The 17,075-nt window shown below is 29.7% G+C and carries 17 protein-coding genes; 11 read left to right on the top strand and 6 right to left on the bottom strand.

From position 1 onward, the window contains the following. The first annotated feature begins 120 nt into the window (after positions 1-120). The 10 genes from FHR24_RS08065 (at position 121) to FHR24_RS08110 (ending at position 8,529) form a co-directional block, all read left to right on the top strand. The gene (locus FHR24_RS08065; RefSeq protein ID WP_167186482.1) at positions 121-1,320 is read left to right on the top strand and encodes a PAS domain-containing sensor histidine kinase; all 1,200 of its coding nucleotides are present in this window, start codon (positions 121-123) and stop codon (positions 1,318-1,320) included. Positions 1,321-1,324: 4 nt separating this feature from the next. Beyond that, positions 1,325-2,368 (top strand): response regulator, encoded by a 1,044-nt coding sequence (locus tag FHR24_RS08070; RefSeq protein ID WP_167186485.1) that lies wholly within the window; start codon positions 1,325-1,327, stop codon positions 2,366-2,368. 170 nt (positions 2,369-2,538) lie between these two features. Next, the gene (locus FHR24_RS08075; protein WP_167186488.1) at positions 2,539-3,255 is read left to right on the top strand and encodes a hypothetical protein; all 717 of its coding nucleotides are present in this window, start codon (positions 2,539-2,541) and stop codon (positions 3,253-3,255) included. Between the two features lie 19 nt (positions 3,256-3,274). Continuing rightward, positions 3,275-4,168 (top strand): mechanosensitive ion channel family protein, encoded by an 894-nt coding sequence (locus FHR24_RS08080; protein WP_167186491.1) that lies wholly within the window; start codon positions 3,275-3,277, stop codon positions 4,166-4,168. An 11-nt stretch (positions 4,169-4,179) separates the two neighbouring features. Then, positions 4,180-4,431: a YtxH domain-containing protein gene (locus tag FHR24_RS08085; protein ID WP_167186494.1), complete on the top strand. Its 252-nt coding sequence runs from the start codon at positions 4,180-4,182 to the stop codon at positions 4,429-4,431. A gap of 19 nt (positions 4,432-4,450) precedes the next feature. Next, positions 4,451-4,762, top strand: a complete 312-nt coding sequence (locus FHR24_RS08090) for a hypothetical protein (protein WP_167186497.1) — start codon at positions 4,451-4,453, stop codon at positions 4,760-4,762. A 12-nt stretch (positions 4,763-4,774) separates the two neighbouring features. Further along, positions 4,775-5,041 (top strand): hypothetical protein, encoded by a 267-nt coding sequence (locus FHR24_RS08095; protein ID WP_167186500.1) that lies wholly within the window; start codon positions 4,775-4,777, stop codon positions 5,039-5,041. A gap of 1 nt (position 5,042) precedes the next feature. Further along, positions 5,043-6,077, top strand: a complete 1,035-nt coding sequence (locus tag FHR24_RS08100; RefSeq protein ID WP_167186503.1) for an AI-2E family transporter — start codon at positions 5,043-5,045, stop codon at positions 6,075-6,077. 11 nt (positions 6,078-6,088) lie between these two features. Beyond that, positions 6,089-6,772, top strand: coding sequence for a hypothetical protein (locus FHR24_RS08105; protein WP_167186506.1), 684 nt, complete (start codon positions 6,089-6,091; stop codon positions 6,770-6,772). A 140-nt stretch (positions 6,773-6,912) separates the two neighbouring features. Continuing rightward, positions 6,913-8,529, top strand: a complete 1,617-nt coding sequence (locus FHR24_RS08110; RefSeq protein WP_167186509.1) for an RICIN domain-containing protein — start codon at positions 6,913-6,915, stop codon at positions 8,527-8,529. 75 nt (positions 8,530-8,604) lie between these two features. On the opposite strand, the gene FHR24_RS08115 is transcribed toward FHR24_RS08110, so the two are convergent. The 3 genes from FHR24_RS08115 to FHR24_RS08125 form a co-directional block, all read right to left on the bottom strand. Beyond that, on the bottom strand, positions 8,605-10,125 hold the full coding sequence (locus FHR24_RS08115; protein WP_167186512.1) for a GH3 family domain-containing protein: 1,521 nt from the start codon (positions 10,123-10,125) through the stop codon (positions 8,605-8,607). A gap of 41 nt (positions 10,126-10,166) precedes the next feature. Next, positions 10,167-10,679 (bottom strand): Dps family protein, encoded by a 513-nt coding sequence (locus FHR24_RS08120; protein WP_167186516.1) that lies wholly within the window; start codon positions 10,677-10,679, stop codon positions 10,167-10,169. A gap of 124 nt (positions 10,680-10,803) precedes the next feature. Continuing rightward, positions 10,804-11,493 (bottom strand): Crp/Fnr family transcriptional regulator, encoded by a 690-nt coding sequence (locus FHR24_RS08125; protein WP_243846517.1) that lies wholly within the window; start codon positions 11,491-11,493, stop codon positions 10,804-10,806. A gap of 148 nt (positions 11,494-11,641) precedes the next feature. Between FHR24_RS08125 and FHR24_RS08130 the strand changes: the two genes are divergently transcribed. Then, on the top strand, positions 11,642-14,005 hold the full coding sequence (locus FHR24_RS08130) for a heavy metal translocating P-type ATPase (RefSeq protein WP_208412302.1): 2,364 nt from the start codon (positions 11,642-11,644) through the stop codon (positions 14,003-14,005). Here the strand turns inward: FHR24_RS08130 and FHR24_RS08135 are convergent. The 3 genes from FHR24_RS08135 to FHR24_RS08145 form a co-directional block, all read right to left on the bottom strand. Beyond that, positions 14,002-14,697 carry a pseudouridine synthase gene (locus tag FHR24_RS08135; RefSeq protein ID WP_167186519.1) on the bottom strand — a complete coding sequence of 232 codons (696 nt, stop codon included), beginning with the start codon at positions 14,695-14,697 and terminating at the stop codon, positions 14,002-14,004. The two genes, FHR24_RS08130 and FHR24_RS08135, sit on opposite strands and share 4 nt — an antisense overlap. A gap of 102 nt (positions 14,698-14,799) precedes the next feature. Continuing rightward, the gene (locus FHR24_RS08140) at positions 14,800-15,564 is read right to left on the bottom strand and encodes a PdaC/SigV domain-containing protein (RefSeq protein ID WP_167186522.1); all 765 of its coding nucleotides are present in this window, start codon (positions 15,562-15,564) and stop codon (positions 14,800-14,802) included. Positions 15,565-15,777: 213 nt separating this feature from the next. Further along, the gene (locus tag FHR24_RS08145; protein ID WP_167186525.1) at positions 15,778-16,626 is read right to left on the bottom strand and encodes a hypothetical protein; all 849 of its coding nucleotides are present in this window, start codon (positions 16,624-16,626) and stop codon (positions 15,778-15,780) included. Positions 16,627-17,075 lie beyond the last annotated feature (449 nt).

Raw genomic sequence — 17,075 nt, forward strand, 5'->3', positions numbered from 1 at the left:
TGTTTAAATTGATGAATGTGCAGGTGTAAATTGATTTTGATCAATTTTAAAATTTAACTCTATTAAACATGTTGTTTATTAATTATCTTTGAAAAAACAAGTATAAGAGTCCTGTATATTATGAGCGAGAATCACATTTATAGTGAAAAGTTTACATCTATATTAAACAATCTATTTCACGGAGTTATTTTAATGACTCAAAAAGGGATGATATTAGAATTTAACAAAGCTAGTTTAACCTTGTTACAAAAGCAGCCTAAGGAATTAGATGGGGTGTTGTTAAGTGGTTTGTTACCAGATAATTACAAAGATCCGTTTCAGAATTATTTTGAAAACTGTTTAAATTTAGAAACCAAAAATTACGGTAAGTTCGAAATTAATTATTTTCAGCAAAACAATGAATTGGTGATGCTAGAAATAGATTGCAACCAAAATTTTGTGTCTGATGAAGACAATAGCGTTTATACAATTTGTATTATAAACGATGTAACCAAGCGTAAAAAATTAGAAAAAGAATTAGAACATCAGAAAAAAACCAAAGAGGTTATTTTAGAAAAACTAGAACGAGAACAAGAGTTAAATGATATGAAATCTAGATTTATATCTATTGCTTCTCACGAATTTAGAACACCTTTGGCTGGAATATTATCATCTGTAGATTTAATAGAACGTTATTTAAAAACTGATGAAAAATTATGGAGTCAATTTATACACCAAGTAAAAGTAGATTCTCACGTTTCTAAAATTAAAACATCTATAAAAACATTAACCACTACGTTAAATCAGTTTTTGTCATTAGGTCAGTTAGAAGAAGGTAAAATAGAATATCACGAAGAACGTTTTAATTTAAAAAAATATTTAATCAAATTAAAGGATGAATTTGCTTCCCTAACCAAAGAAAATCAAAACATCCATTTTGATTTTACCACCGAAGAAGAATATGCGTATTTAGATAAAAATATATTAAGACATATTTTTACAAACTTATTGTCCAATGCAATTAAATATACACCAGCAGGAAAAAATATTTATATAGTTGCTTTTATAGATCAAGAAAACATACATATTTCTGTAAGAGATGAAGGAATGGGAATTCCAGATGAAGATCAAGATAATTTATTTAGACGTTTTTTTAGAGCCAAAAACGTAACCAATTTGCAAGGAACAGGTTTGGGTCTAAATATTGTAAGAAAATATGTATTGTTAATGAAAGGATCTATTTCTTTTGATAGTAAAGAGAATGTAGGTACAGTATTTAAAATTTCATTTCCAAGAAAAAAAAATAATCAAGAGAATACAGATATAAAAAAAATGGTATAAGCTTATGAAAAAAATATTATTAATTGAGGACGATTTAATCATGAGAGAAAACATCTCTGAATTAATTGAGCTAACAGGATACCAGGTAGAAGTTGCCGAAAATGGAATGGTAGGAGTAGAGAAAACAAAAACATTTCTTCCGGATCTTATTATTTGCGATGTAATGATGCCAGAATTAGACGGGTACGGAGTTTTGTATATTTTAAGCCAAAAACCAGAAACAGCTACCATTCCTTTTATATTTTTAACCGCAAAAACAGAAAAAGAAGATTTGCGTAAAGGAATGAATTTAGGAGCAGATGATTATTTGTTTAAACCTTTTGAAAGTACAGAACTTATTACCGCTATAGAAAGTCGCTTAAAAAAGAACGATTTGTTAAAACAACAATACAGTTCTGGTAGTGATGGTGTTCACGAGTTTTTAAACCAAGCTAAAAAAGTAGTTTCTTTAAAAGATATTAAAGAAAAATCTTATGCTTTTAGCTTTTCACCTAAAGAATATATTTACAAAGACGGAGAACATGTTCATTTTGTCTACTATATAGAAAAAGGAAGTGTAAAAACGTATAGGTACAGTGATGATGGTAAAGAATACATTACCTCTGTTTATAACGAAGGACAATTTTTTGGATTTCAACCCATTTTTGAAGAAAGAACGTATGATGAAATTGCAGAATCTTTAGAGGCTACAGAATTAACCAAAATATCTAAAGAAGATTTTTTAACCTTAGTGTACGAAAACAGAGAAGTAGCACAACAGTTTATGAAAATAATATCTGAAACACTAAGCTCTAAAGAACAAGACCTAATGCTAATGGCATACAGCTCTGTTAGAAAAAGAGTTTCTAAAAAGTTACAAGAATTATTGGCCGATGAAGATGAAATTACTTTACTAAGAACCGATTTGGCTAAGCTAACAGGAACGACTAAAGAGAGTTTAACAAGAACATTGACCGAATTTAAAAACAGTAAAATAATTAAAACCGAAGGGAAAAAAATTATTCTAGTAGATAGAAAAAAACTACAAAAAATGGATTTAATCTGGTAATACTATTTTTTTATAAAAAACAACAAACCCCACTTTTTAGTGGGGTTTGTTGTTTTAATGCCTTAAAAGTTGACGAGAATCAACTTTCTTTTCGGTGCTAATCAACAATTTTAGGGAGTTATATTTAGAAATTTGTAATAACAAACAACAAGATATACTTACTAAAGACAATGATAACATTAAAGACACACATATCTACAGAAGATTTTAAAGATTTGGCTAGCACCACAGATTTTAATTGTGTTTCTATTTATTGTCCTATTCATACTGGAGAAAAAGTATCAAAAAATAATTTATCTCTTTTAATTACCAAAGTTGAGCAAAAGTTAATAGCAAAAGGAATAGACCATTCCGAAGCTCAAAACATAATAGGCAGATTAGAACAAATACTAAATAATGATTCTTTATGGGAAGAAGAAGAGTTTAAACAAGACAAAACGTTAATCATTTTTTCTAATGATAATAACATACAAACCTTTATTGTACAAAACGTTTTTGATAATTGCATACACATAACCTCTAACTATTATTTGTTGCCCCTGTTTAAAAAAGCAAGCAACACGCAATTAATAGAAGATTCATTAAAAATTAAGCAAGTAGTTTTTAATGAAGACTTAACCACTAATAGATTAGAAAAAATAATCCCTTTAGCGTTTGAAAGTAAAATAGCAAGACTGTATGTGTCATCTAAAAATGGTGTGTATGGAGTCTATGATACAGTGAACAAAACAACCATGATTGATAATGAAAAAAACAATCAAAATATGTCACTTATCAATTTAGCGGCTATTACTACATATTTGTATGGAGGTCAGGTTAATATAGTAGATCCAATGTTTATGCCCACAAAAGGGACAACTATACAAGCTATTTTAAAAACCAAATAATCAACCAAAAATAATCAACATGGAATATTTTAATATCAATAAATCTTACGAAATAGTAAAAGAGAAATTAGTAGGATGGGCAGAAGCAATAATTGCCATGCTTCCCAACATAGTATTGTGTATTGTGCTTTTAATTGGATTTTATTTTTTGGCTAGGTTGGTTAGAATGTTAACCGAAAAAGGAACTAAAAAAATAACCAATAACCAAGCACTAACTAAGCTAATAGGAACCATATCTTTTATTGTTTTTATGTCTTTAGGTTTTTTTGTAGCGCTTAGTGTGTTAAAATTAGACAAAGCAGTAACCTCTTTATTAGCTGGGGCTGGGGTAATAGGTTTGGCATTAAGTTTTGCTTTTCAAGATTCTGCTACCAATTTTATTTCAGGTGTATTTATGGCGGTAAGAAAACCTTTTAGAATAGGTGATGTTATAGAAACTGCAGATGAAATGGGAGTGGTACAACACATAAATTTAAGAAATATTGTAATGCATTCTTTTAACGGACAAGAAGTAATAATTCCTAACAAAGATGTATTTCAAAACAAAATAAGAAACTACACCTCTTTGCCTAATAGAAGGGTAGAAATTAACTGTGGAGTTGCTTATAGTTCTGATTTAGTACATGTAAAGGAAATAGGAGAAAAAGCCATTAGCGCTTTAGATTTTGTAAGTAAATCAAAAGATGTAAACGTATTTTTTAACGAATACGGAGGAAGTGCTATTAATTTTACGTTGTACTTCTGGATAGATTCTAATGATCAACCAGGGTTTTTAAAAGCTAGAAACGATGCTATTATAGCTTTAAAACAAGCTTTTGATAAAAATGATATTGGAATTCCATTCCCTATTAGAACATTGGATTTTGATCTACAAAAAATAAAAGAATTAATCACAAATAGTAATAATCAATAAAAATTAAAAACATGAACACCACAGGAAAAGTAGTACTATCATTATTTGCAGGAGTCTTAATAGGTACAGCTGCAGGAGTTTTATTTGCTCCCAAAAAAGGAGAAGAAACTAGAGAAGATATCAAGAACAAAATTTTAGAGTTAAAAGGAGACGTTTTGGATTTGATAGAAAAAGGAGAAGATATTGCTTCTGAAAAAATTAAAGAAATAAAAGCCAAAATTGCAAGCTTAGAAAAAGATTTAAAAAACGCAATGCCTTGTTAATACACTAAAAACTATTGTTATGAAAGATGATTTATTAAAATACTTAGATTTACAAAAAAAGCTATATCACTTTGAAGCTATTGAGAAAATAGGAGAAATTAGAGCTAAAATATTATTCAGAATTTTTGCAACCCTTTTTCTATTTACATTTTTAATGTTTTTAGGTATTGGTACAGCGTTGTACTTAAATCATCTTTTTAATAGTATTTATTTAGGTTTTACATTGGTTTCTTTGTTGTTTTTTATCGTTTTAACCATGTCTTATATTTTTAAAACCAATATTAAAAATTGGATGTTTAAAAATTACATAAACAATAATATTCCATCTTAAAAACACAACGTTATGAAGAAATCAAATTTTTACCTACACAAACAATTATTAGTGAGAGAATTAGAGTTGCAAGAAAGAATTGTAGCGCATCATTTACAAAAACCTTTTAACGTAGCAGAGGTAGTTTTATCTGAGGGAGTATTAAAAAAAATAGGATTTTCTAAACCTTTTGTTCATATGCTTCACACTAAATTTAACCAGTTACACAGTTCTATACACAAACTAAAGGGAGTTGCCTCTATTGTAAAAGAAATTCAAAGATTCATTCAAAAAATATAAAATGAAATTATTAAAACTTACCTATCTGCGTTATGTTACCTATTCTTTAGTTTCGTTAACATTGTTGGTTTTTGCCGTAGTTAAATGTAAGTTTGTTTTGGCACCTCTTGTTATTTCTATTTTAATAAGTTTGGCATTGTGCTCTGTACTTTCTAGGGTAAAAAAGTTCATCAAAAATAACTTTGTAGCGGTTACATTGGTCACAGGAACCTTATTTGCCGTTATTTATTTAGTAGTTTATTTAATAAGTTCTCAAATTTCTGATTTTTACAACGATTATCCAGATATAGAAGAAAGAATTGTTATGTTAATTACCCAAACAGAAAATTTATTAGAGAATGTTTTTGGTATTTCTAACCTTAATTTTATAGAAGCCACAGAAGAAAATAAAGAACAAATATTATCTTCGGCTTCCTCTACAATTTCTTCATTTTTTGGAAATATAGGAACATTCATCGCCTATATATCTTTAATTCCTATTTATATATTTTTATTGTTGTTGTATAAAAACACCATCAAAATAACGGTAAAAAATATTTTGCAATCTATGCAAATTAAATCTAGACCTCTTTTTAATGAAACCACCTTATTAGTACAACGTTATTTAAAAGGGTTGTTTTTAGTAATGTTAATTTTAGGACTGGCAAACTCTGTTGGTTTGTTTTTTATTAAAGTACCTTATGCATTTGCACTGGGGTTTTTAGTAGCATTTTTAGCTATTATTCCATATATAGGAGTAACCATTGGAGCCATTTTGGTAATGTTGGTTTCTTTTATTATCAACCAATCGGTATCTCAATTAATTTCTATCTCTATTTTGTTTGGAGTTATTCAGTTTATAGAAGGAAATTTTGTTACTCCCAAAATTATTGGGAATAAAATAAACTTAAATCCCTTATTAGCTCTTATTGTGTTGTTTGTAGGAGAACAATTGTGGGGAATAACAGGTATGATTGTAGCCTTGCCTCTAACAGCTATTATATCAATTACGATAAAAAATTTAAAGAAAGAATCGTTTTTAAAACCAAAAGTATAAAAACTACGTATATGATAGTGAGTGTATTAAAAAATAAAGCAGTTGGCATTAGTATTTTAGTATTGATGATGACAGTTGTTTTTTCAATTACTTCATATGGTCAAAAACAGAATCAAAAAAAAATGAATGTAACTTTTACAAATATAACAGATGAGCAAATTAAAGACAGCTTTTTAGAGGTATATAAAAAGTACACAAATATTCATGACTATAAGATAACTGTGATTCAAAAAAGAATAGGATCTACCACTATGCAAGCACAACCTATTATAGGTATTAAACATTTGTTTAATGGTAAAAAAGAATACAAAATTGTAATAGGTAAATATTTAAAAGACACCAATATAGAGTTGGCAGAAGTCCCTTTAGAGGTGTTAAAAGGATGGTTTGCACATGAGCTAGGGCATGTGTCTGATTATAAAGAGTATTCTAACTGGGGAATGATTTGGTATGGAATAAAATACCTAACCCTTAAATCTTTTAAAAAACAAGTAGAACACAAAGCAGATTATATAGCATTAACCAAAGGTTTTAAAAATCAACTTTTAAAAACCAAACGTTATATTCTTTTGAGTGATGTGTTTTCTAGCAAATATTTAATCAACATGAATAAATATTACATGCCTTTAGATACTGTAAAAAATTATATAGAGGATAAAGAGGGGGTTACTTTATCTAAAATGTATCACGATTGATAAGTATTTGATTAGTAGTTTTAGCCTGTGTTTTTTATCAATAAATCATATATTGTGTTAATTAAGTTGTGAATATTTATTTTAACTCTGATTAATTGCATTTTTGATAAGTAAATTATACTAATCAAAAATATTTTAAAATGAAAAAAAGTATCCCAAAATTCAGCAATGTTCTATTGCTGTTTGTTTTTATGTATTCTTTTGTAGTAAACGCACAAAACACACCAACTTTTAATAGTGATCCTAAACCTGTAGGTAAAACCTGGGTTAAGGTAGAGAACATGTCTGATGAATTTAATGATGGAACTACATTTGATACTAATAAATGGCATAGAGATCCTAAAGGAAATGGATGGTCTTGGATAGGAAGAGAACCAGGATTGTTTGAAGAAGAATCTGTAAACGTTTCTGGAGGAAATTTAAGATGTACCGTTCTTAAATATGCAACTCCTAAAGTAGTAGATGGAAAAACTTGGTTGTACCGTGGAGGCATTGTTCGTTCTTTAAACTCTGCAGGTTCAGGGCATTATTTTGAATGTAAAATGAAAGCCAATGCGACAGAAATGTCTTCTACATTTTGGTTAAAACCTAGAATTACATGTGGTAAAAATTTAGAGTTAGACATACAAGAATGTGTTGGGCAAACAGGTTCTCTAACTCAACCATATGCCCAAGGTTGGGATAGCATTATGCACAGCAATATGTTTGATTTTAAAACCGATTGTGGACCTGATGCAACGGTACAAGTACAAGGATCTGTTAGAACTGCAGAAAAAAATCACAGTCGTTATTTTATTTATGGATGTTATGTAGAATCTCCTACCAAAGTACACTTTTATTTAGATGGAGCTTACCAATACTCTATAACTCCCCCAAGACCTTATGATATTGATATGTTTATTACAATGGCTATGGAAACATATGATTGGAATCCTGTGCCTGCTGGTGGAGGAAAAGTAGCTACAGGTACTTGGGCAGAAAGAACAACTCAATATGATTGGGTGCGTACCTGGAAATTAGAAGCTTCTCAAGCTCCTATTCATATTCAGAACAGGGCTTCTGGTAAAATTATTAGACCACAAGCTAATGTAGACAACGGTATTATTGCACAAGCTCCAGTAAGTTGGACAGGAAACTGGACTCAGTGGATTATAGAAGATGTAGATGGAACTTATTTTCATTTAAAAAATAAAGAGACAGGTATGTATTTAAGACCTGGTACAAGTGATTTAAATTCATCGGTAATACAATCTTCTACCGGAATAGATTCTCAATGGCAAACACAGTGGAAAAAAGTAACTGCTTCTGATGGCTATTTTTATTTACAAAACAGATGGACAGCAGATTATATTAGACCTATTGGAGATGATGACTTAGATACTACTACAGGAAATAATTTTGGTTTAGAACAAGTAGCTACTAGTTTAACTTGGCATTATACACAATGGAGGTTTGTAGATATTGGTAGCAGCTTAAATCAATCGGTAACTGTAGGTACAAATACCTTAGAAGATTCTGTTAGCTTTAGCATACAGCAAAGTCCTTTACAAGTAGGTTCTATTCGTTTAGAATTGCCTGTGGCTAGTAGCGGGAGTGTAGCTGTAAATATGTATACTTCTCAAGGAAATAAAGTTTATCATAAAAAGACAAACTTGACTTCTTTAATAGTAGATACCCATGCTTTTGCTAAAGGAATTTATTTTATAGAAATAATTGTGAATGGTGAAAGAGAGGTTAAAAAAATAGTGGTTGAATAAACCATTTTTCAACTAAAAAGAGAGCAAAGCCTTGTACAAGGCTTTGCTCTCTTTGTTTTTATGTTCTTTCTATATTTATTGGTTTAAAAATTCTAAATAAGTTAAAATTCTCTCTTCCGTCATTACTTTAGGGGTTTTTATCTGTCCTCCATTTTTCTTTTGTGCTTTTAGATACGCATGGTATTTATCTTTGTTAATTACAAGTACATCAATACCTCTTAATGCTTTGCTACGGGCAACCCTATAGTTTTTGTTTGCTTCTTGCAAGCAATCATCCATAAAGTTTTTACAAGCCTCTGCATCTAATTGTTGGTCGGTTACTAATATCCATTGGTGAAAATAGTCTTCTCCTTTTTTAGTAGCTCCCACGGTATATTCGTTAATTTCTACGTCAAACTTTTTTGAGGCATCTAATACCGCTTTGTCTAGCTTTTCTTCGCTTAACTGAGATCCTACTACGTTTAAAAAGAATTTGGTTCTACCGGTTATCTTAATTTCGGGTTCTTCAATATTGGTAAATTCAATAGTGTCTCCCACCATATATCTCCACGTTCCGGCACAAGTGGTAACTAGTAATGCATATTCTTTTCCTTTTTCTACCTTGCTAATGTCTACTACTTTTGGATTTTCTAATACGTTTCCTGTTTCATCAAAACCTTCTTCATTAAAAGGAATAAATTCATAAAACATGTCATGCTGTACAGCCAATTTCATATCCATAGTATTGGGTCTTGCGGTGTAGGCAAAAAAACCTTCGGATGCCAAATAAGTATCTAGAATGGTTATTTCTTTTCCACAAATTTTTTCAAAAGAAGCTCTGTATGTTTCAAAAGCCACTCCACCTGTAGAGTAAATACTAAAGTCTGGCCAAATATCGTGAATGGTGTCTAGGTTGTTTTTTTCTATAATGGCTTTTAGTACTTCTAAAATCCAAGATGGTATTCCTGCAATGGCACCAATATCCCAATTAGGAGCTTCTTCTGCAATTTTTTGTTTTCTTGTTTCCCAATCATCAATCGTTGCAATTTCTTTTCCAGGTCTGTAAAACACATCGTACCAATCAGGAAAATTACTTACGTTAATTCCGCTAATTTCCCCTTCTTTAAATCCGTTTTTATGATTTTTTAGTTTGGCAGAACTACTTAGCATAAATATTTCTTTTTCAAATACATTGGTAGGAAAATCAAAATTTGCCAAATCTTTAATCATAGAAGTACCTACACTTCTTACTGATGAAATATAATCATTAGTTACCGGTATACGTTTGCTTTTTTTACCTGTAGTACCACTACTTTTTGCAAAAAAATTAGGTTTACCAGGCCAGGTAATATCAGGATTAATTTGTTGTTGTTTCCACCATTGTTGATTGATGGTTTTGTAATCAAAAAGGGGAACGGTTTGTTGGTAGGCTTCTATAATATTATCACTATCTAAGATTTTTAAAAAATTATAGTACTTACCAAAAGCAGTGTCTTTTGCATTGGTTAATAATTTTCTTAATTGTTCTTCTTGATGTTCTTGAGCATTTTTAGTATCAAAACTAAAAGTGTCTAAGGTATCAATAGTTGTTTTTATAATATTTCCTAGAATTGCCATGTTGATTTTTTTTATAATGTTAAAAGGTTAAAAAGTGTTTTTTATGACAAAACACTTTTTTCATCTTTAAGAAATGAAGTGAACATCCAGTGTGTTTTTTCCATCTGTACAATAAAACCTCTAATCATATCATCGGTACCACGATCGTTAATACTTTCGGCAGCATCAATTACTTTGTTCATTTGGTGTAAAAGAATTTCAAAATCATGTAAAATTTCTTTAACCATTTGGGTAGCGGTTAGTGGAGTTGTTGTTTCAGTAATTTCAGACTCTTGTAAATATTCTTTTAAGGTTCCTGTTGGTTTTTTACCAAACACTCTAATGCGTTCTGCAACTTCATCAATGTTTAATTTTACTACATTGTATTGTGTTTCAAATTTTTCGTGTACATCAAAAAATTCGGGTCCAACAACACTCCAGTGGTAGTTTCTAATTTTTTGATAATGTATGTGGTAAGAAGCTAATAACTTATTTAAGTTAGAAACAATTTCGGCAGTTTCTAAATGAGTAAATCCTAATTTTGCAAAGGGCTTTGTTTTTTCTATTGAATTCATGTTTATGAGTTTTATAATTAATAATACTCAAATTTATAACTTGTATAGAATGTATTGATTGAGCCAATCGATAGTATATATTGATATCAATCAACAAGTAAAAAACAATAAAAATTAGTAGGTTTTAAATTCCTTCGGCCAATCTTTTTAAACCTTCTTCATCTATAATAGTAATAGACTTTCCTGTTAGGTCTATTAAACCATCTTTTTTAAAGGTAGATAAAACTCTAATAGCACTTTCTGTAGCAGTTCCCACAGAACTGGCAATTTCTTTTCTACTTAACTGTATTTTAATAACTCCAGCATCTGTAGCTCCGTAAGTGTCTTTTAAGAAAAGAATTAAATCTGCCATACGTTGGTGTACGGTGTTGGTAGATATATTGGTAATAGCGTTGTTGGCTTCTTTTAAATCGCTACATACGGTTTTAAACATAGCGGTAGAAAACTTAGCATTTTCGTCTAAAGGTTTTTTAATTAATTCTTGTGGAATAAAACAAGCAGCAACATCGCTTAATGCGGTAACTGTAATGGTATTTGCCTCGTTGGTAATAGCAGATTGATATCCTATTAAATCTCCTTTTTTTGTAAACTTTACAATTTGCTCTTTTCCGTTTGCGTTTAATTGAGAAGATTTGCAAACTCCATCTTTAATACAATATACTCCAGATACAAATTTACCTTCGCTAAAAATAACTTCACCTTTTTTAAATACATGAACATCTTTAGAGTCAGATATTTGTTTGAGTTCTTCTTTAGACAACGCATTTAGGTTGTTAAATTCTTTAATTAGGCATTGCTCACATCTACTCATCATACAAGGGAAGTTTTCTTAAGTATTCGTCATTCAAATATACTAAAACTAAACCAATATAAGACAGTTGTATAATATGCTTTATTATGATATTAGTCATTTTTAAAATTAGGAGAATACTAGTAATTTGCACTACATAAATAATAGGGAATTGATAAAAGAAAATACATGTTATCACTGTGGTGATGAGGCTATAGATGAAATTGTTTTGTTTGATAATAAAACGTTTTGTTGTAATGGTTGTAAAACCGTGTATCAGATTTTTAACGACAATGATCTTACGGATTATTATGATTTAGAATCCAATCCTGGAATTTCTCCGGAAGCAATACAAGGGAAATATAGTTTTTTAAGCAATCAAACCATTGTAGATAAATTATTAGATTTTAAAGAGGAGGGAATTGAAATTGTAACTTTATACATTCCACAAATACATTGTAGTTCTTGTGTTTGGGTATTAGAAAATTTACAAAAATTACACGGTGGAGTTGTAAATTCTAGAGTTCATTTTTCTAAAAAAACGGTTCAAGTTACATACAATCATCAATTAAAATTACAACAATTGGTAGAACTGTTAGCAACCATTGGTTACGATCCTTATATCAGTTTAAATGATGGAGAAAAAAACAAATCAACCAACAAAACAAGTACTTATAAAATAGCGGTGGCAGGTTTTGCTTTTGGAAACACCATGTTTTTGTCTTTTCCAGATTATTTTGGGAAACCCGATGCTTGGCTAACTCATTATCAACCTTTGTTTTCTTTTTTAATGTTGTTGTTTTCTTTGCCTGTAGTTTTTTATGCGGGGAATGATTATTTTATTTCTGCCTTTAAAGGATTGCGTAAAAAAATAGTAAATATAGATGTACCTATAAGTATTGGTATTGCCATGTTGTTTGGTAGAAGTTGTTATGAATACTTTACCCAAACAGGGCAAGGGTATTTTGATAGTTTGTCTGGGTTGATCTTTTTTTTATTATTAGGAAAATTATTTCAGAAAAAAACCTATGATTTTTTATCGTTTGAACGAGACTTTAAATCTTATTTTCCCATAGCAATTACTACTTTGGTAAAAGGGGAAGAGGTAGTTGTACCTGTAAATGAAATTAAAGTAAATGATATTTTACTAATTAGAAATGAAGAAATTATTCCTACGGATGGAATTGTGTTAAAGGGAAAACCTTTGTTAGACTACAGTTTTGTTACAGGAGAATCTAATTTAATAGCAAAACAATCTGGCGATACTATTTTTGCAGGAGGAAAACAACAAGGAGAGTCTATTACAATAGAGGTTACAAAAACGGTAAATCAGAGTTATTTAACCAAATTGTGGAGCCAAAACTCTTACGGACAAACCTCTGTGTTAACCAATATAACAGACAAAGTAAGTCAGTATTTTACTTGGGGATTGTTGGTAATTACAGCAATATCTGCCCTTTTTTGGTTTTTTGTAGATCCTTCTCAAATCATCAACGTAGTTTCTTCTATTCTAATAGTAGCCTGTCCGTGTGCATTAGCTTTATCGGCACCTTTTGCCATGGGAAATATATTGCGAATTTTAGGAAAACAAGGTTTTTATTTAAAAGATGCCATTGTAATAGAACATATGGCTTATGTACAAACGTTGTTTTTTGACAAAACAGGAACTTTAACCACTAGAAATAAACAAGATTTTACCTACCTAGGAAAAGAGTTAACAGCTACCGAATTGTCTGTTGTAAAAACATTGGTAAGAAATTCTAACCACCCATTAAGTAGAACTTTATTTAAAAAATTAGAAGCACCTCTTTTAGCTTTAGAAACATTTAGAGAGATAGAAGGAAATGGACTGCAAGGTTTGTTTAAGGGAATAGAAGTAAAAATAGGGTCGGCTACTTTTGTGGCAAGCAAAGAAACAATTTCAGAAACAGAGAGTAGAGTTTATGTATCCATAAACAAAGAGGTAAAGGGATATTTTAAATTTGGAAATGAGTATAGATCTAATATTTTAAAAATGTTAAATGTACTTTCTCAAAAAAATAAAATTAATATTCTTTCTGGAGATAATGATGCAGCCTTACCGTTTTTAAAAAAACAATTATCTAGTAGTACACAGTTTTATTTTCGTCAATCTCCTCATGATAAGTTGAATCATATCCAAAAAAGTCAACAACAAGGAAACGCTGTTTTAATGGTTGGAGATGGTTTAAATGATGCAGGAGCATTGTTACAAGCACAAGTAGGAATTGCAGTTGCCGAAGATGTAAACGTATTTTCGCCCGCTAGTGATGCCATTATAGATGCTAAAAAGTTACATCAATTACCCAAATTTATCAAGTTGTGTAAGCAAAGTTTATATGTAGTAAAAATTAGTTTTTTACTATCGATACTTTACAATGTTGTGGGCTTGTATTTTGCTGTTTCTGGTGTGTTAACTCCTTTAATAGCAGCTATATTAATGCCTTTAAGCTCTATTACTATTGTTGTTTTTGTAACGGTTGCTACAAATGTTTTAGGGAGAAGATTACAGTATTAAATCTGAATTTTTTCTAACTCTGTACAAATAAACTCCCATTTTTTAGGCATGTCTGCAGTTAGCGTATGTGTTTTTTGAGTAAACGGATGTATGAACTCTAACGTTTTAGCATGTAAAAAAAGGCTATCTATATTAAATTTTTCTAAAAACATGCGGTTGTGAAAACGATCTCCGTATTTAGGATCTCCAATTAAAGGATGACTTATTTTGTTCATGTGAATTCGTAACTGATGCAATCTTCCTGTTTTGGGTTGCAATGCTACCAAACTATATCTAGAAACTTTATAAGGTCCCACTTGTATAGGAATACTGAATATTTTTATACGCTTGTAATACGTTAAAGCCTCTTTGTGTACATTGGCATCACGACCTTTTACGGGACTGTCTATTTTTCCGTTTTCTGGAATAAAACCACGCACCAATCCGTAGTACGTTTTTTGTATTTGATTGTTTACAAACAGATCCTGAAACGGTTTTACAAATTCCTTTTGTTTGGCAAATAAAATAATTCCAGACGTTTTTCTGTCTAACCTGTGTACCGGATAATATTTTATACCCAACTCTTGCTTTAACAATTGCACCAAAGACAATTCTTCTAGCTGGTTGTTTGCCATGGCAGAATGATGTACCAACATATTGTTGGGTTTGTAAACGGCTAAAATATATGTGTCTTCAAAACGTATGTCAATCATTAAAAAACTTTAAAAGCGGGTAAAGATAAGGGATTTGGTTTTGTGTGAGTTTGCGAAAGTAGCAAACAAATATTAACTATGAGCAGGTGTTGTGTGCAGTTTTTATTTTATGAATCGTTCAATTGGTGAGTTCTTGATTATATGCTCTTTTAAATTTGAAAGAGGTATTTGAAAAGAAAACCCTTGGTAATTGCCACCAAATCCAAATAAAGTTCCATACATACCACTGTTAAATTCAATACTTTCATTAGTAAGTACAAAATTATTTGGAAACTTGTTAAAGTCAGTTTCGTTTTCTGTTAGCTCGAATTCAGTTAAAAATATTGAATAGATAATTTTTTTTGCATTTGAGTTAAAGATGTCGTCAAAGGCAATTTTTTTTTGTGATAAATAATCATAATATGTATGACGTTCAAAACCATATCCATGCGCTCCTCCTGTGTATTCGGATTCTTTAAAAGATATTTGAAATATGCCTTTATCAATATGTTTGATGTCTATAGTTGATGAAAATTGAAAGTTTGTACTATCAATATCATAACTGTTTCTGCCAAATTTAATTCTATGTAGTTCTTCTTTTATATCAAATATTAAAGGTTCGCAATATTTATTTTGAATTTCAAATCTTGGATCTTTAGGAGATTCATATAGAAGAGTATCAATCTTGTTATTTTTTATGCTTAAAAGAAATGATGCTTGAATTTTAGACTCATAGAATTCAGATTTTATAGCTTTTAAATAATCAATAATTACTAGGGTGTCCTTATTTAAAAGGACTTGTTCGCTAGATATTTTACTTTTAAAAACACTATGTTCTTGAGCAAATATCGAAGATTGAATTAAAATACAGATTATTATGTATGTCAAGTTTTGTATTATACTGAAATAGGTTGACTCTTTTTTAGTTAAAATTCTCCGTTCTTAAATTGTCAGCCCAGCCACAAACTTATATTTATTTTGTGTTTTTATCTTTGTCGACCTAAAAATAATCAAATAAGAATAAGCGACATTATAAACAAGCACAAAACTTTGGGTTAAACCTAAAAACCCACATTAATATTATACGTTGTTGGGTATAGTTTAAATTTCTTCATCTATTAAAGTTAACATTAATCCTTCCAACGTATATCTTCTATAGAACTTAACAAATGCAACAAAGGATACAAAAGAAATAAAACCCAAAATAAATACAATTGTCAATATTTTGACGTCAATCGGATTGTTAAAATCAAAGTTTTTTAAACCAGTATAGGTATAAACCCAAAATAAAATTATTGATGTTAAAGAAATATTTCTTAGGAATCCATAAAGAGCAACATAATTAATCATTTTGAATTGATGTGATGTGTTTTTTTCAAACGAATGATGAAGTATAATTCTATGAAAGTCATGTTTCTCCAAATCGAAATCTGAAACTTCAATTTTCAATTTGACTAATAGTCGTTTTATTTTAAGGGTTATTTGATCTCTAAGAAATGGATCTAAAGATTTAGTATAATTTTTCTTTACGTTAAAAACTAAATCAATCGTATAAATAGGTAACAGTAATATGCCTATAATTAATCTCCAGAAATTCGTTTTAAGGTCTTTAGTTATTTTTCCTTTTTTGAATGTTATTTTTTTAAAATAATGACTTCGTTCTCCTATTTCTAAAAGATATTTTGAAGGATAATTATATTTTAAATTCGAGTATTTTTCAATAGTAAGAGATGAAAGGAAACTTAATAAGTGTCCAATAATATATGAGCAAATAATAAAAATAAATATTCCTTCTGCATTTATATTACCAAAATCTTTCAATGTTTTCTCTATACTTTCAAAATGGTCAGTATTAATTTTTTCAATAATTATATATGAATATATAAGAGTTGATCCAGGGATTATATATCCTAAGAAGTCATATATTGAAAATTGACTTTGTTTTATCATATTTTAAATTATACCCAACACCTGATAACAATACCAAAAGTAAATTTACTTTAGATATAATGAGGTGGTTGTTTTTATGTAAATCTAGCTATAATAAGTAATTAAAGAAAGTCATACTTTTCCACAAAGTTTAAGAGTTTTTAACAAATGTTATTTATTGTCACTTCGAGTTCATTACGCAATGAAATGGAGTAATGAGTATCGAGAAGTATTTTATACAAGTAAGTCCTGTTCTCGATACTTTTTTTACTTCCGTTTTACTACAGCAAAAAGAAACTCGAACTGACAGAATAGTTTTTTAAAGTGTAATTGTCACTTTGAGTGTTTTCGGAATGTAATGGAGGAAAAGTATCGAGAAGTATTTTATACAAGTAAGTCCTGTTCTCGATACTTCTTTTACTTCCGTTTTACTACGGCAAAAAGAAACTCGAACTGACAGAATGGTTTTT

The sequence above is a fragment of the Wenyingzhuangia heitensis genome (genome assembly GCF_011762155.1).
In the GTDB taxonomy this organism is placed as follows: domain Bacteria; phylum Bacteroidota; class Bacteroidia; order Flavobacteriales; family Flavobacteriaceae; genus Wenyingzhuangia; species Wenyingzhuangia heitensis.